We start from the raw sequence: 14,852 nt of genomic DNA on the forward strand, positions 1-14,852 counted from the left end.
CCAGGCCGCGTCCATCGGAGGGTCAGAGCACGGTCGAGATCACTGCGCGCGCCAGAACCTCGCGGCCAGGTTCGCCACCTCTTTGTCGAGTCCATCGACCACTCCGGGCTGTGGAGGCGCGGTGATGAGGTCGCGCCTCCACAGGCTCAGACCACCGTGTTGCGCGAGGCGTACTCGGTGCGCTCGACGACGGGGCGCACCAGCTCGGTGATGCCGCGTGCCGCAAGGATCTCCGGCTTCTCCGCGTCGACCGACGTCACGAACGCCGGATCCGCGCCGGCCTCGCAGGCGTCGACCCAGGCCTGGAAGATCGTGCCACCCGGGCTCATCGCACCACGGCTGACCGGGGTCTCGTCCTCGTCGACCTCGACCACGATCCCCAGCGTCCGCGCCGGACTCGGCCGACGCTCCCGCAGCTCGGGGATCAACTCGGCGAAGCGGCGGCCGATGGGCTTGGCCGTGCCGGTCTGATCGACCAGGCCGAGGGTGTACTCCAGCTCGGGGAAGTCCGCCAGGTCGCGGCTCACGTCATGCGAGCACCACCAGGTGACGCCCCACAGGTTGTCGGTGCGCACGACCGAGCGCAGCGTGGCCTCCAGGAAGTCGGGCGTCTGCTCCGGGGTCAGGCAATTCGAGGGCGCACCGACCTCCTGCAGCCAGATGGCGCGGGCGGGATCGGTCGCGAACGCCCTGGCCAGCTCGATCATGTACTCGGCATGCCGATCTGATGCCACCGATCGGCCGCCGTACTTCTGAGCCGTGCCGTTGAAGATCCACGAGTGCACGGTCGTGAGGTCGCCCAGACGCGAGGCGAGCGCGGGAGTGAACCCGTGGCCGTCCATGTACCAGGCGGCGTCGTACTCGCTGTGCACGTGCTGCTGTGCAGGAGCGGAGGCGTGCGCGGCATCCAGCAGCACGGTGATCCAGTTCGCCGCCTCGGCCTCGGTGACCGGCCACGGCGACGGGTGGGTCTGCGCCGAGAACTGGTTGGTCTCGTTTCCGAGAGTGAAACCGAGGAAGTTCTTCGCATCGCCGAGCCGTTCGCCGAGACGGGTGACCAGCTCGGCCTGCCCGCTCAGCGCGTCGGGGTGGGTGAACATGTTCTTGTCGTGCCACGTGAACAGCCACGACGGGATGAAGTCGAAGCTCGACAGGTGCCCCTGGATGACATCGACGCTGGCGTCGAGACCGAACTCGGCGGCCACATCGACCACCGCGCGTACATCGTCGACCGCCTCGGCACGGATCAGGGTGCGGTTGGGCTGGAGCACGGTCCACAGCGGGAAGATCCGCAGGTGATCGAGGCCGAGGTCGGCGAGGGCAGCGAAATCACGTCGCACCTCGTCGAGGTCGAGCGACATCCACGAGTGCATCCACTGCGAGCGCGGGGTGTAGTTGGCGCCGAAGCGGAGCGGGGTGGTGGGGGAGGTCATCGCTGTCCTTTCCAGGATCGGTGTCGCGGCCACCCCCGCGCGGGCGAACGGGTAGCGTCGGTGGCGTCGGCGTCGAGTTTGACGCATCCGACGCGCAGCGCTTCCGTGACCCACCGTCGAGCCGGAGATTCCCATGCATGACGACACCTCGCTCACCGTCGGCCGCGCCAGCAGGGTGCTCCAGGAGCGCGTGCGCCCCGCCATCCATTCGGAGGCGCGGCCGCTGGTCGTCGAGGTCCACGAACTGCCGGGCGAGCCGATCGCCCCGGCGGACGGACTCGCCCTCGACTACGCGCCCGGTGCCGTCGGCGCGCCCTGGGGTCCGGCGTGGGGGACCACCTGGTTCCGGCTGACCGGGCGGGTCCCGTCGGAGTGGGCCGGGCGCCGCGTCGAGGCGGTCGTCGACCTCGGCTTCGACGTGGGCATGACCGGCTTCCAGTGCGAGGCGCTCGCCTACCGGCCCGACGGCACCCCGATCAAGAGCGTCAACCCGCGCAACCAGTGGGTGCTCATCGCCGACGCGGCGACCGGCGACGAGGCCGTCGAGCTGTATCTCGAAGCCGCCTCGAACCCCGTGCTGCTCGATCACCACCCGTTCCTCCCGACACGGCAGGGCGATGTCCTCACGTCGTCGACGGAGCCGCTGTACCGTTCGCGGCGGATCGATCTCGCGGTGTTCGAGCCCGAGGTGTTCGACCTGGCCCTCGATCTCGAGGTGCTGATCGAGCTGCAGGCGGAGCTGCCGGAGACCTCACCGCGGCGCATGCGCATCCTCCAGGCGCTGGACGACGCCCTCGACGCGCTCGACCTGCAGCGCATCGTCGCGACGGCATCCGCTGCCCGCGCCCATCTCGCCGAGGTGCTCGCGGCGCCCGCAGAGGCCAGTGCCCACCGCATCTCGGCGATCGGGCACGCGCACATCGACTCGGCGTGGCTGTGGCCGGTGCGCGAGACGATCCGCAAGGTCGCCCGCACCACCTCGTCGATGACGGCGCTGCTCGACGAGCATCCGGAGTTCCAGTACGGCATGTCGAGCGCGCAGCAGTACGCCTGGCTCAAGGAGCACCGCCCCGAGGTGTGGGAGCGGGTCAAGGCCGCCGTGGCCGCCGGTCGCTTCCTTCCGCTGGGCGGCATGTGGGTCGAGTCCGACACCGTGATGCCGACCGGCGAGTCGCTCGTGCGGCAGTTCTCGCAGGGGCAGCGGTTCTTCGAGCGCGAGTTCGGCATCCGGTCGAAGGGCGTGTGGCTGCCGGACAGCTTCGGCTACTCGCCCGCGCTGCCGCAGCTGATGCGTCGCGCGGGGTTCGAGTGGTTCTTCACGCAGAAGATCTCGTGGAATCAGCAGAACGTGTTCCCGCACAATTCGTTCCTGTGGGAGGGCATCGACGGTTCGCGGGTGTTCACGCACTTCCCATCGATGGACACCTACAACGCGCAGCTCAGCGGCGAGGAGGTCGCGAAGGCCGCCCGGCAGTTCAAGGAGAACCGGGTCAGCTCGCGGTCGATCGCCCCGGTCGGCTGGGGCGACGGCGGGGGCGGCACGACCCGCGAGATGACCGGGAAGGCCGAGCGGCTGCGCGACCTCGAGGGCAGCGCGCAGGTGGAGTGGGAGCATCCGGATGCCTTCTTCGAGGCCGCCAAGGCTGAGCTGCCGCATCCTGCTGTGTGGGTCGGCGAGCTGTACCTGGAGCTGCATCGTGGCACGCTGACCAGCCAGCACGCCACCAAGGCGCTGCACCGCTGGGCGGAGCAGGCACTGATCGAGGCCGAGCTGTGGGCGGCGACGGATGCCGTGCGCACCGGTGCCGCGTATCCGCACGCCGAGTTCGATCGACTGTGGCAGGCGGTGCTGCTGCACGAGTTCCACGACATCCTCCCCGGTACCTCGATCGTGTGGGTGCACCGGGAGGCCGTCGCCGCACTCACGGACGTGCTGTCGGATGCGGAGGACATCGCCGATGCCGCACGGCGCTCTCTCGCGGGCGACGGGGATCGCCCGCTGCGGTTCAAGCCGACCTCGATCGGCGCGGGCCGGGCGCTCGGTGCGGAGTTCGTCGTGGAGTCCACGGCAACACCCGTCTCGCTGACCGCGGAGGACGGCGGGTGGCGGCTGGAGAACGAGCTCGTCTCGGTGCTCGTCTCGGCCGAGGGGCTGATCGTCTCGGCCGTCGACAAGGCGTCGGGGCGCGAGGCGGTCGCGGAAGGCAAGGCGGCGAACCTCTTCCAGCTGCACCAGGACTTCCCGAACAAGTGGGATGCGTGGGACATCGACCGCTACTACCGGGGCAGCGTCGAAGACCTCACGGCCGTCGCCTCCCTGGAGGCATCGATTGTCGGCGGCGTCGCGGTCGTGACCGTCGTGCGCCCGTTCTCCGCGTCGACGATCGAGCAGACCATCGTGCTCAGTCCGGAGTCGCGCACGGTCCTGCTGCGCAACGAGATCGACTGGCACGAGACCGAGAAGCTGCTCAAGCTCGCCTTCCCCCTCGACATCCAGGCGACGCATACCGCGGCCGAGACGCAGTTCGGCTACCAATCGCGAGTGACGCACGCGAACACCAGTTGGGAGGCCGCGAAGTTCGAGACGTCGATGCACCGCTTCGTGCTGGTGCAAGAACCCGGCTTCGGGGTCGCGCTGGTGAACGACTCGATCTACGGCTACGACACGTCGCGCGAGGTGTCCGACGATGCGGTCACGACCACCGTGCGGCTGTCGATGCTGCGTGCCCCGCGGTTCCCCGATCCCGACACGGATCACGGCCACCACGAGATCGAGGTCGGCTTCGTGATCGGAGCGGATGCCGCGATCGCCACAGCCGAGGGCATCCGGATCAACGCCTTCCCGACGGTCGTGCGCGGCGCGCGTGAGGTCGAGCCGCTGGTGTCGGTCGCGGGCGAGGGCATCATCGTGTCGGCGGTCAAGCTCGCCGACGACGGCTCCGGCGACGTGATCGTGCGTGTCTACGAAGCGCTCGGACGGCGCGCGAGGGGTGCGCTGACGGTCGGCTTCGCGCACCGCGAGGTGCGGGAGGTGAGCCTGATCGAGGACGACCTCGACCACGCGGGCGAGGAACTGCAGCTGCGCCCGTTCGAGGTCCGCACCCTCCGCATCATCCGCTAGCTCCGCGCCCGCGCCCGCGCCCTCACCTGCAGGCGCTTGCGGGATCGAAAACGTGCCGCAAAACCCGCCCGGAGGGGCGGTTTCGATCCCGCCAGGGACGGGAGCGGACGGGAGCGGGCGGGTCAGGGAGCGTCGCGGAAACGCTGGTAGTCGGAGAGGGACACCGCGGCGTAGGCGCGCGCCCACTCCAACAGTGCCTGCCCGAGCACGCGCCCGCTGCCGACGTAGCCGGCGACCTCGGTGGCCGTGAGTGACTGGCTGTGCGCGCGGGCGATGGTCGCCGCGCACGCCTGTCCGTAGGTGATGAACGGGCCGTCGTCGAGGTCCTCCACGTCGATGCTGCCCTTCATATCGTGGAACTGCCGCACATAGAAGTCGGCGTTCGTGTTGCGCATGTGCCCGAGGAACGGGTCGGACAGCGCCTGCAGGATGCGCTGCAGCGCGACCACCCGCGCCCCTTGCCCGTGCGCGTCGATCGAGTCCTGCAGCGTGGACGGCTGGGCGATGCGGCCGTACTCGACGAGCACGCTCTGGGACGCCTGCTTCGGCTGCATCAGCACGGCACTGCCCTCGCCGTCCTGCAGCAGCACGAGGTAGCAGCGAGTGCCCACGCTGCCGACGCCAACGACGCGCCGCGCGACGTCGCTCACCGAGAAGTGCTCGAACAGCAGCGCCACATCCGGACTGGTCGTGCGACGGTACTGCGTCAACAGATCCTGCACGGATTCGAGGAGTGCGGGACCGACGGGAGAGGTGGTCGGCTCCTCGTGCAGGAAGCGGCGGCGGCCGTCGGGATCCTCGACCGTGAGGCGGCGCACAGCGCGCTCGCCGGTGCGCTTCTCGGCCTGCTTCACCGCGCTGCGGATCGCTTTCTGTGATGCCTTGTCGAGCATGGACCGCGAGGATGCCACGTCGAAGTGCGTGAAGTACCGAGCGGTGGGGCTCAGCTCGGTGGCGCGCGCGATGCCCCGGGCGTACCCGGCGACAGCCGCGAGCACAGCCGTATCGATGACCTCGTCGGAGCGCCCGCTCGCCTGGCCTCCGACGACGATGCTCGCGACGAGCCGCTTCACGTCCCACTCCCACGGCGCCCACGCGGCCTCGTCGAAGTCGTTGAGGTCGAACATCAGCGGCGCTCCGCAGAGGCGTAGAACCCGAAGTTCGACACGTGCGCGTCGCCGCAGGAGGCGACGAGGATGCCGCTGTGCGGAGCGTCCGCCAGATCCGCCGCCATCAGTGCCGCGGTGCCGCGATAGAACGCGAAGGGGCTCGCCGACATGCGCTCGGCGCGGAGCGGGACCAGCTCGGGGATGCGCGTGCTGTCCTGTGCGGCGAGGATGCCGAGCGGATCGCGGGTGCCGGATGCGAGCTCGGCGAGGGCACGTCGGGGAGAGCGCTTGCGTGCCTCTGCGCCACGATCGAGGAGTTCGCGGTGCGTCGGCGGGCGGGTCCAGGCAGGGAGCATGGGGCCATTGTGGCAGGCGGGCCGGTGCGGCACGATGACGGGATGGCGAGCATCGACGACGTGCGGGAGATCGCTCTCGCACTGCCCGGAGCGGAGGAGTCCGTCAGCGGTCACACGGGTGCCGCGGCCTGGCGGCTCAAGGGTGGGCAGTTCGCGTGGCTGCGCGGACCGAGTGCGACCGACCTGCGCCAGCTCGCGGAGCGTGGGAGGTCGTGGCCCGACGGGGTCGTGCTGGCGGTGCGGGTCGCCGACCTGGAGGAGAAGGAGGCGCTCCTCGCGGCGGAACCCGAGATGCTGTTCTCGATCCCGCACTTCGACGGATACCCCGGGCTGCTCGTGCGCCTGGATGTCGTCGATCGGGCGCGACTGGCCGAGATCGTCACGGATGCCTGGCTGGTGCGGGCACCCGCGCGGGTCGCGAAGGAGTGGCTCCGCTCGCACGGGCTCGACTGACGCGGCACCAGCTCCAAGGAAGTTGGCACCCGGCGTCGGACCCCGACGCGGTCAGGCCGGAGGGAGACGGAGGATCTCGGGGGACTCTCCGCCCGTGACGTCGTCGGCGATGCGGAGGCTGCGCGCCAGCTCGTCGAGGGCGCCGGTCAGGGTGCCGAAGCGCTCCTTGTCGCTGCACACGGCGGTCAGGGTCACCAGGTGCGTGCCGGTGTCCCACGTGTAGGTCGCGAACGGCGGCGATGACGGCGTCGACGGCATCGGCACGAGCAGCTTCTCGCCCACGCCGAGTCGGGTGGGGAACGACTCCGTGTCGTCGTAGTCCATCGGCATCGAGGCCCGCGCGATGCGCACGTCGGGGGTGAGCTGCTGCGCGGTCGCCATCGCCACGATCAGCTCGGGCTCCGCCTTCCACGTCCACACCAGCACGCGGCCGTCGGCCTTCTTCATCAGCATCGGCGCCGCCTGACTCATCGCCCATGCGCCGAAGCGGGAACCGGGGCGCTCGGTCGCCCCCATAGCGGCGTTGGCCTGCCCGAGGAGCATCCGGATGGCCGCCTTGCGGTGGCGGCGTCCCTTCCACCCGAGCGAGTCCGTCACGGGGATCCACAGCTGGGGATCGGCGTCGGCAGTCAGTCGCATGCCTCCACGGTAACGGCTGCGGCTGTGCGATGCCGGTACGCCTCGGACGTGCGCTCAGTGCCCTCGGGTAGAGTGGCCAGCGCCCGACCAGGGCTCTTCCTTGGCCGCCACATCGTAAGGCAGCATGTCTGTGACCTCCTCCGACGATCCGATCGATCCGTCGAGCGGCCCCGCCGCCGAACCCGCGCACCGCCCCCTGAAGATCGTGATCGGCTGCGACACGTTCGCCCCCGACATCAACGGCGCCGCCCGGTTCGCCGAGCGCCTCGCCGCGGGCCTCGTGCAGCGCGGTCACGACGTGCACGTCGTCGCCCCCAACCAGGCCTATCGTCGCGTGCAGCCGCGCACCGAGGTCATCGAGGGTGAGCCGATGACGCTGCACCGCCTTCCCTCGGTGCGCTGGGCACCGCACGACTGGCTGCGGTTCGTCTGGCCGTGGCGATCGAAGCACTATGCCCGCAAGGTCCTCGACCAGGTGCAGCCGGATGTCGTGCACATCCAGTCTCACATCGTGATCGGACGCGGGCTCGCCTATATCGCGCACGAGCGCGGCATCCCGGTGATCGCCACGAACCACGTGATGGCCGAGAACATCCTCGACCACACCACCATGCCGAAGTTCGTCGACGACATGGTTCTGAAGGCCGCGTGGGCGGATGCCAAGCGCACGTTCGACAAGACGCGCGCGATCACCACCCCGACCCGTCGTGCCGCCGACTTCCTCGAGCGGACCGTGGCGGTCGAGGGCGTGATCCCGGTCAGCTGCGGCATCGATCGCACCCAGTACTCGCCGGTGATCGCTCCGCGCGAGAAGAACCGGATCATCTTCGTCGGCCGGCTCACGGCCGAGAAGCAGGTCGAGGTCATCCTCAAGGCGATGACGAAGCTCGACCCCGCGCTCGAGACGACGTTCGACATCGTCGGCGGCGGCGACCAGCGCAAGCAGCTGGAGAACCTCACCATGCAGCTCGGGTTGGCGAACCGGGTCACGTTCCACGGCCGCACGACTGACGAGGAGCTGCGGGCGCTGCTGTCCCGCGCGAGCCTGTTCGTGATCGCCTCGATCGCCGAGCTGCAGTCGATCGCCACGATGGAGGCGATGGCGTCGGCCCTGCCGATCGTCGCGGCGGATGCCGTCGCCCTCCCGCACCTCGTGCACGACGGCGAGAACGGCTACCTGTTCGAGCCGGGGAACGTCGACGAGCTGGCCGCGCGCCTCACGGACGTGCTCACCGCAGAGCCGGCGGAGTACGAGCGGATGCAGCGCGCCTCGCTGGACGGCGTCGCGATCCACGACATCAACCGCACGCTCGACACGTTCGAGGCGCTGTACCGCGACGAGTCGCTGCCGGAGTAGCCGCCATGCACATCGTCTTCTTCGGCGATCAGCACCTCGACTCCCTCGGCGGAGCGCAGGTGTCGATGCGGCTCCAGCGCGAGTTCCTGGAACGCGCGGGTCACACGGTCACGGTCGTCGCGCCGAAGATGCACGGATCGCGGGTGTTGTCCGGATCCCATGGTGGCGCCTACGTGGATCTGCCGTCGATGCCGATCACCGTCGACCGCGAGTACTCGATGAGCTGGCCGGGGCGGGCGACCGACCGCGTGCTCGACCGCGCGATGACCCGCCGGCCGCCGGTCGACCTGGTGCACGTGCAGGCCGACTTCTGGGGGGCGTTCATCGGCCACCGTTACGCGCGCCGGCACGGCATCCCCGTCGTGCACACCATGCACAACCGGGTGGATGTCGGGATCGCGGCGGTCACTCCTCTTCACAAGCCCGTGCTCGCGGCGCTCAACGGTTGGCGCCGCATCGCCATGCGCGGCATCGGGAGTCCCACCGCGGGCAGCGACGGCTGGGCGTTCCTGCGCGGGCTCGCCGCCGGGGCATCCGCGGTGACGGCTCCGTCCACGCACTTCGCCCGCCGTCTCGAACAGCACGGTGTGTTCCCGCATGTCGACGTGATCTGGAACGGCATCGACGACGACCTGCGGGAGCAGACCCTCGCAGCCGGGTCGTCGGAGCGTGCGCCCGGGCGTCCGCGCTTCGTCTGGCTCGGCCGGATGAGCCCGGAGAAGCGCCTGCTGCCCTTCCTCGAGGCGTTCGTCGCCTCGGGAGTCGACGCCGAGCTGGAGATCATCGGTGGTGGGGCGCAGCGTGCCGCGGCCGAGAAGATCGTCCGCGGGCGCGACGGCGTGCGCTTCGCCGGACGACTGACGTACCCCCAGACTCTGGAGCGCATCGCCGCCGCCGACGCCCTCGTGCAGACGTCGATCGGGTTCGAGACGCAGGGGATGACCCCGTTCGAGGCGGCGACGCTCGGCACGCCGTCCGTGATCTGCGATCCGGACATCGCGGCGGAGCTCGGCGGCGGACTGTGGGCCGTGCCGGATGACGGCGGCGAGGCGACCGGGCGCGAGCTCGAGGCGCGACGCATCGCGGCCCTTGCAGAGACGCTGCGGCGCGCCGCATCCGACATCGCCGATGGCGCGGCGCCCGTGCCGGTTCCTGCCGTGGCGGAGGCATTCCGGCAGTCGTCGCGCACGGCCGCGATGGTCGAGGTCTACGAGCGGGTGCTGGCCGGGGCCTGACTGCCACGTCGACCGCTTCGGCGAGTGTCGGGTCAGAAGAAGCGGTAGAACGTCAGCGTCACCAGCGTGAAGGCGAGCCCGAGCATCCCCGCGCCGGCGATGCCGATCGCGACACCGGCGAGCACCTGCGAGCCGGCGCGGCGCACGGCGATCACACCCAGCACGAGGGCGATGCCGTAGACGAAGAACGAGATGATCCCGATCACGTTGTCCAGCACGATGATCGCTTCGTATCCGACGCTCATCGTGTAGAAGAACGGCCGCGCGAGTGAGGAGAGGAGGTTCACCGCCAGCGTGACGAGCGCGATCACGAAGGCGACCCTCCCGAGCGGGTTGCCGGTGCGCGTGATCGGCGCGGCGGGAGCGAACGGTGCGTAGCCGACCGGGGTTCCCTGGGTCGTGACCGGATATCCCTGGGCAGCGGTCGGGTAGGCGGGCGCCGCGGTCGGGTACGCCTGTGGAGCGGGCTGCGTGCCGGGGGTCGGGGTGCTCTGGCCGCCGGGAGCCGCGGTCGGGTACGCCTGCGGAGCGGTGGGAAATCCGGGAGCCGCCGGATACTGCGGCGTGGCAGGCAGGTGCGTCGCGGGTGGCGCGGGAGGCGAAACCGGGCTCGGCTGTCCGGACGGCGGAACGGAAGGCTGCTGGGGGTCGCTCATGACGATGAGCGTAGCCTCCGTCGTCGTGACGGGCGGGAGGATGGCGGCCGGGTCAGCTCTTGGCGCCGGTGAAGGCCAGCGCGCCGCCGAGGCCGATCATCATCACGCCTCCGGTGCCGGAGAGCGTCGACATGCGTCGAGGCGAGCGGGCGAACCACGTGCGGGCGGTGCCGGCGGCGAGGGCCCACACGCTGTCGCAGGCGAGCGCGAGCATCTGGAAGAGGAGTCCGAGCAGGAGCAGTTGCGCCCACACCGGGCCGGCCGAGGGGGCGACGAACTGCGGCAGCACGGCCACGAAGAACGCGATGGTCTTCGGGTTGGTCACACCGACGATGAATCCCTGGCGCAGCAGCCTCCCCGCGGACGCCGGTGCGCGGTCGGCATCCGGGGTGTGATCCTTGCGGTGACGGATGGCCTGGACCCCGAGCCATACGAGGTATCCGGCACCGATGATCTTGATGACGGTGAATGCCGCGACCGACGATGCGACGATCGCGCCGACCCCGAACGCCACCGCGAGCACGGCCGGCACGGTGCCGAGCGCGTTGCCGACGACGCTGAGCACGCCCGCGCGGCGGCCGAGGGAGAGCGAGCGGCCGATCACGAACAGCACGCTGGGGCCGGGGATGACGATGATCACGACAGACGCGACGGCGAAGGCGACGAGGTGGTCGATCGGGATCATGAGCCGACGATACACCGCCGTGCGGGGCGGCGAACGGTCCCGGGATCAGCGGTAGATGTGCCCGGGCTCGGCCCGCTGGTCGAGGTCGCGACCGGCGACGAGGTTCCAGTCGGTCGGGGTGCGGCGGTGGCCGTCGCGGCGGAGTTCGACGAGGGTGGCGACAGTCGCCCACGCGGCGAGGGCGATGAGTGCGATGACGAGTATCATGGCAGAAACGCTACGTTCGATGTTGAACCGCCACGAGTGGCAGAATAGACTGTCAACGTACGAAAACTGCCATTCAGGAGTGAGCATGAAGACGGTCGCCTGCATCATCCAGGACGGGTTCGCGCCCTTCGAGTTCGGTGTCGCGTGCGAGGCGTTCGGCCTGGATCGTTCCGCCGACGGCGTGCCGAACTTCGACTTCCGCATCGTCGCGCCCCGACCGGGTGTCGTGGCCTCGAAGATCGGCTTCTCGGTCAACGTCGAACACGACCTGACCTTCGCCTACGAGGCCGATCTGGTCGTCTTCTGTCCGGTGCCGCGCGAGGTGTGGGGCGAAATCGATCCCCTCCTGCTCGACGTCGCCCGAGACGCCGTCGCCCGCGGAGCCTGGGTCATGAGCGTGTGCAGCGGCTCGTTCATCCTCGCCGCCGCCGGTGTGCTCGACGGTCGCCGGGCCACCACCCACTGGATGTACTCCCACGTCATGGCGGACATGTATCCGCAGATCGATATCGATCCCGATGTGCTGTTCGTGCAGGACGGGAAGATCATCACGAGTGCCGGTACGGCGGCGGGCATCGACGCCTGCCTGCACCTGCTCCGGCAGGAGGTGGGCGCCGAGCTCACCAACCGCATCGCGCGGCGCATGGTCGTGCCACCGCAGCGCGACGGTGGTCAGGCACAGTTCATCGACCGGCCGATCCCCGTGGTCGCCACCGACTCGCTCGCGGCCGTCGCCGACTGGGCGGTCGAGCATCTGCGCGACGATCTCGGGGTCGACCAGCTCGCCGCGCGGGCGCTCATGTCGCCGCGCACGTTCGCCCGGCGCTTCAAATCGGAGTACGGCGCGACCCCCGCGGCCTGGCTGGCCCGGCAGCGCATCATCCACGCGCAGCGGATGCTGGAGCGCACCGACCTCCCGCTCGAGCACATCGCCGACGAGTGCGGATTCGGGTCGGCCGCCGTGCTTCGCCAGAACTTCGCCAGGGTGCTCGGCCTCACACCCACGGCCTACCGGTCCCGGTTCTCCTGCGCCGAGGAGTCCGCCGCCCCCGCAGCCTGACCCCGCCCCGCCCCGTCCCGCCCCCCGCCCGCCCCCCCCCCCCCCCGCCCGCCCCCCGCCCCCCCCCGCCCCGCCCCCGCCCCGCCCCCGCCCGTCCCCGCCCGTCCCCGGCCCGTCCCCGGCCCGTCCCGTCCCCGACCCGGCCCGCCCCGACCCGGCCCGTCCGTGGCGGGATCGAGAACGGGCCGCGGAAGGCCCGTACAGGTGCGGCATTAATCCCGTGACGGAGTGCCCCGGAGCGTTTTTGGCCCAGCGCCGGGACGCGACGCGCGAGATCAAGAACGGCCCGCGGGCGATGCTCGCTTAGGTGCGCGCGTGGTTCGTCGCGATGCGGCATCGAAAGGGGGCCGCGGAGGGTGGTGGTGGGTGCCATGTTGATCCCGCGGGCGCGGGCGCGGGCGTGGGGCGCGAGACGCGGGCGCGGGCGCGGGCGCCCGCGGGCGCGGGGTGGGGCTAGGCGGTCCAATGGGCGGGGGAGGGCAGGGCGACGTCCTGCACCTCGACCCCGGCGTCCGTGACCGAGGCGACGCAGTACAACAGCGACTGGGTGGGATACCCGTGCGGGCGGTTGTCGCGGATGATCGCACGGTCGTCCTCGGGCGGAAGTGCCGTGGATGCCGCGAGCAGCGCCGTCCACTCGGCCGTCCAATCCGGGCTGTCGACCGTGGGGCCCAGGGCGCGGAACTCGGGCAGCCACGCGGCGATCCTCGGGGTGGTCGCATCGTCGAGGTCGTCATGCGCGATCATGTGCGTGCCGGGGGTGATGCGCGTCTCGCGCAGGTCCTCGCCGTCCCACGACAACACTCTGGCGCCGTCCGGGCCTACCTCGAGCAGGTTGAAGCCGTGCATCGGCAGAGGTGCGACGGGAGAGCGCGCAGTGACCGACTCGAGCGCGAGGGCACCACGCGAGACGGGATGGCTCGTCGGGAGGTCGTGCACATCGGCTCGGTTCAGCAGCACGGCGAGGCGACGCTCGGCAGGATTCACGGCGAGCCAGGCGCCTCCCGCGCGTCGATCGCGGATGCCGATCACTCCGGGGTAGTCCTCGGGCCACCAGGCGCCGATGGAATCCCAGGCCCGCAGCGGGTCCTCGTCGCGAACCGCGAGGAGTCGTGCGGAACCGGCAGCTTCGACATCGATCACGACCGTGCACACGGTGCCAAGTCTAGATCGCGCGTCACACGTCGGCCCCTGCGTGGGGCCCGGTGGGGCAGAATCGAGACGTGAACATCGTCGTCGGAGTCACAGGCGGCATCGCCGCGTACAAGACGGTGCACCTGGTGCGCCTGCTCACGAAGGACGGTCACGAAGTGACCGTGGTTCCCACCGAGGATGCGCTGCGCTTCGTCGGGCTGCCGACCTGGGAGGCGATCAGCCGCCACCCGGTCACCACGAGCGTGCACGACGACGTGGCGAAGGTGCGGCATGTGGCACTCGGTCAGGCTGCCGAGTTGGTGATCGTGGCGCCGGCGACAGCGAACACGATCGCGAAGATCACCGCGGGGCTCGCCGACGACCTGCTCGGCACGACGCTGCTCGCCACGGAGGCTCCGGTGCTGCTCGCCCCGGCCATGCACGCCGAGATGTGGCGGAACAAGGCCACCCAGGCGAACATCGCCACACTGCGCGAGCGCGGTGTGCATCTCGTCGGTCCGGCGGATGGTGAGCTCGCCGGCGGGGACAGCGGACCGGGGCGGATGTCGGAGCCGGAGGAGATCTTCGCCGCCGCTCAGGCGCTGCTCGCCCCCGGTGACCTCGCTGGTACGCGCGTCGTGGTCTCGGCCGGCGGCACGCGCGAGCCGATCGATCCGGTGCGCTTCCTCGGCAACCGCTCCAGTGGAAGGCAAGGCGCAGCGCTCGCCGCGGAGGCCGCCGCCCGCGGGGCGGAGGTCACGCTGGTGTCGGCGAACATCTCGGGCGACGTGCTCGCCGAGGTGCGGCATCCGTCGATCCGCCTCGTGCGTGTCGGTGCCGCCACCGAGCTCGCGGAGGCGATGAAGCGCGAGGCTGCGGATGCCGATGTGGTCGTGATGGCTGCGGCGGTCGCCGACTACCGTCCGGTGCAGGTGTCGGAGCGCAAGCTCACCAAGGAGGGCGGTGGCGTGCCGGCGATCGAGCTGATCGAGAACGAGGACATCGTGGCGGCGCTGGTCGCGGCGCGGAAGCCCGGTCAGCTCGTGGTCGGGTTCGCGGCCGAGACTCCGGAGGATGAGGCCGAGCTGCTCGACCGGGCGCGGCGCAAGCAGCAGCGCAAGGGCGTCGATGTGCTGGTCGTGAACGAGGTCGGCTGGGAGCGCGGATTCGAGAGTGCGGAGAACGCCGTGCAGATCCTCGGTCCCGGAGGCGTGGTCGCGGCTTCGGCATCCGGATCCAAGCGTGCGGTCGCGTCGGCGATCTGGGACGCCATCGTGCAGGAGCGCTGACCGCGCGGACTGGAGGAGAATGCGGGCGAGTGCTAAACTTGAGTCAACACGACTCAACTTTGACCCCGCCTCCCGATCCGGCAGGCGGGAGACGACCAGAAGGAGCAACTCCAGGAGG

At 70.5% G+C, this 14,852-nt stretch carries 12 protein-coding genes and 1 pseudogene; 6 read left to right on the forward strand and 7 right to left on the reverse strand.

All coding sequences use genetic code 11. The features are described from left to right. Nucleotides 1-146: 146 nt before the first annotated feature. Complete coding sequence (locus WFM69_RS02745) at nt 147-1,433, reverse strand: glycoside hydrolase 5 family protein (protein WP_337001403.1); 1,287 nt, start codon at nt 1,431-1,433, stop codon at nt 147-149. 133 nt (nt 1,434-1,566) lie between these two features. Here WFM69_RS02745 and WFM69_RS02750 point away from each other — a divergent pair, with 133 nt between their 5' ends. Then, nucleotides 1,567-4,554 carry an alpha-mannosidase gene (locus WFM69_RS02750; protein WP_337001405.1) on the forward strand — a complete coding sequence of 996 codons (2,988 nt, stop codon included), beginning with the start codon at nt 1,567-1,569 and terminating at the stop codon, nt 4,552-4,554. A gap of 122 nt (nt 4,555-4,676) precedes the next feature. Here WFM69_RS02750 and WFM69_RS02755 read toward each other — a convergent pair. Further along, nucleotides 4,677-6,019, reverse strand: a pseudogene (locus tag WFM69_RS02755) (DUF2252 domain-containing protein). Nucleotides 6,020-6,061: 42 nt separating this feature from the next. Between WFM69_RS02755 and WFM69_RS02760 the strand changes: the two are divergent. Continuing rightward, nucleotides 6,062-6,472, forward strand: a complete 411-nt coding sequence (locus WFM69_RS02760; RefSeq protein ID WP_337001407.1) for an MmcQ/YjbR family DNA-binding protein — start codon at nt 6,062-6,064, stop codon at nt 6,470-6,472. Between the two features lie 51 nt (nt 6,473-6,523). Here the strand turns inward: WFM69_RS02760 and WFM69_RS02765 are convergent, their stop codons facing one another. Continuing rightward, nucleotides 6,524-7,111, reverse strand: coding sequence for a hypothetical protein (locus WFM69_RS02765; protein ID WP_337001408.1), 588 nt, complete (start codon nt 7,109-7,111; stop codon nt 6,524-6,526). A 124-nt stretch (nt 7,112-7,235) separates the two neighbouring features. On the opposite strand from WFM69_RS02765, the gene WFM69_RS02770 reads away from it, so the two are divergent. Both WFM69_RS02770 and WFM69_RS02775 read left to right on the forward strand, forming a co-directional pair. Further along, nucleotides 7,236-8,468, forward strand: a complete 1,233-nt coding sequence (locus WFM69_RS02770) for a glycosyltransferase (protein WP_337001410.1) — start codon at nt 7,236-7,238, stop codon at nt 8,466-8,468. Nucleotides 8,469-8,473: 5 nt separating this feature from the next. Further along, nucleotides 8,474-9,703, forward strand: coding sequence for a glycosyltransferase (locus tag WFM69_RS02775; RefSeq protein WP_337001412.1), 1,230 nt, complete (start codon nt 8,474-8,476; stop codon nt 9,701-9,703). A gap of 32 nt (nt 9,704-9,735) precedes the next feature. Here the strand turns inward: WFM69_RS02775 and WFM69_RS02780 are convergent, their stop codons facing one another. From WFM69_RS02780 to WFM69_RS02790, 3 genes are read right to left on the reverse strand one after another with little or no spacing between them, the layout of a single operon-like run. Beyond that, entirely contained in the window at nt 9,736-10,359 is a 624-nt protein-coding gene (locus WFM69_RS02780) for a hypothetical protein (RefSeq protein WP_337001414.1), read from the reverse strand. A 52-nt stretch (nt 10,360-10,411) separates the two neighbouring features. Continuing rightward, nucleotides 10,412-11,044 carry a LysE family translocator gene (locus tag WFM69_RS02785; RefSeq protein ID WP_337001416.1) on the reverse strand — a complete coding sequence of 211 codons (633 nt, stop codon included), beginning with the start codon at nt 11,042-11,044 and terminating at the stop codon, nt 10,412-10,414. 45 nt (nt 11,045-11,089) lie between these two features. Next, the gene (locus tag WFM69_RS02790; RefSeq protein WP_337001418.1) at nt 11,090-11,251 is read right to left on the reverse strand and encodes a hypothetical protein; all 162 of its coding nucleotides are present in this window, start codon (nt 11,249-11,251) and stop codon (nt 11,090-11,092) included. 85 nt (nt 11,252-11,336) lie between these two features. Between WFM69_RS02790 and WFM69_RS02795 the strand changes: the two genes are divergently transcribed. Next, nucleotides 11,337-12,311 (forward strand): GlxA family transcriptional regulator, encoded by a 975-nt coding sequence (locus WFM69_RS02795; RefSeq protein ID WP_337001420.1) that lies wholly within the window; start codon nt 11,337-11,339, stop codon nt 12,309-12,311. 453 nt (nt 12,312-12,764) lie between these two features. Here WFM69_RS02795 and WFM69_RS02800 read toward each other — a convergent pair whose 3' ends face one another. Next, the gene (locus WFM69_RS02800) at nt 12,765-13,466 is read right to left on the reverse strand and encodes an NRDE family protein (RefSeq protein ID WP_337001422.1); all 702 of its coding nucleotides are present in this window, start codon (nt 13,464-13,466) and stop codon (nt 12,765-12,767) included. A 68-nt stretch (nt 13,467-13,534) separates the two neighbouring features. On the opposite strand from WFM69_RS02800, the gene coaBC reads away from it, so the two are divergent. Then, entirely contained in the window at nt 13,535-14,734 is a 1,200-nt protein-coding gene (coaBC, locus tag WFM69_RS02805) for a bifunctional phosphopantothenoylcysteine decarboxylase/phosphopantothenate--cysteine ligase CoaBC (protein WP_337001424.1), read from the forward strand. Nucleotides 14,735-14,852: the final 118 nt, after the last annotated feature.

Source organism: Microbacterium sp. LB12 (assembly GCF_037150835.1).
GTDB lineage: Bacteria > Actinomycetota > Actinomycetes > Actinomycetales > Microbacteriaceae > Microbacterium.